Raw genomic sequence first — 1168 nt, forward strand, 5'->3', positions numbered from 1 at the left:
AGCGCAGTCAGATCAGAAGCGGGTCACACCGGGCGAAGCCGACGAACAGCCTGCCAGCCAGCCCCAAGCCAGCCGCCACCATTAGAGATCAGAAGCCTGCCCGATCCCCAGGGATCGTGGCCCATCACAGTTCTGCCGCGAAGTGACCTCTCCCGGGCCTGGCGCCGGTCCGCGGCGCCCGGGAACACCCCGTTCGACCGAGAGGAAACCCGACCGCGATGTCCACTGTCGCACAGTCCCACCCGTTCGTCATCGGTGTAGACACCCACGCCCGTACCCACACCTATGCGGTGCTCGCCACCAACGGCGAACATGTGGGCACCCAGGAATTCCCCAACACCCATGCCGGCAGATCCCGCGCGATCGCGTGGGTCGCCCGCCGCACCGGCGACGATTCCGGTGCCTTGTGGGTCATCGAGGGGGTCGGCAGTTACGGAGCCCAACTCGCCCGCCAGAGCGCACTGGCCGGTTACCGTGTGGTCGAAGCATCCCGGATGGATCGGGCCGGTCGGCGCGGGATCGGCAAATCTGACCCGATCGACGCCCGCCGCATCGCCGCAACGGTGCTTGCCCTCGACGAGCAACACCTGCGCACCCCGCGAACCGACGAGGGAATCCGTGCGGCAGCGCAAATCCTGCTCACCGCCCGGGACGAACTGACCGGCGAGCGGACCAGGGCCGTCAACGCCCTGACCGCCCTCGTGCGCATCGCTGAGCTCGGTATCGACGCCCGGCGTCCCCTCGGCGCACGCAAGATCATCGAGATCTCCCGTTGGCGCCCGCGAGCAGAAGACCTCGCCACCGCGACCGCGCGCACCGAAGCCGTCCGACTGGCCAACAGGATCCTCGCCCTCGACACCGAAATCACCAGCAACACCAACCGCATCGGCGAGCTCGTCGAGGCCAGCCCCGCCGCCGACCTCGTCGAGGAAACCGGGATCGGCCCCGTCACCGCCGCTACCGTGCTGGTCGCCTGGTCGCACCCAGGCCGGGTCCGCGACGAAGCCGCGTTCGCCGCTCTCGCCGGAGTGAACCCCATCCCCGCGTCCTCGGGCAACACCACCCGACATCGACTCATGTAGGGCGTCCCGGTTGTTGATCTCTTCCGGGGTTCCGGGTTGCATGTGGTGGCCCGGCTGGTCCGGGAAGGCGCCATAAGCTCGTCTCT

At 68.6% G+C, this 1168-nt stretch carries 1 pseudogene; it reads left to right on the forward strand.

What is annotated here, in order from left to right:
* Nucleotides 1-218: 218 nt before the first annotated feature.
* Nucleotides 219-1076, forward strand: a pseudogene (locus A37U_RS47785) (IS110 family RNA-guided transposase); the annotation flags it as partial.
* Nucleotides 1077-1168 lie beyond the last annotated feature (92 nt).

The sequence above is a fragment of the Sciscionella marina DSM 45152 genome, assembly GCF_000379465.1.
Classification (GTDB): domain Bacteria; phylum Actinomycetota; class Actinomycetes; order Mycobacteriales; family Pseudonocardiaceae; genus Sciscionella; species Sciscionella marina.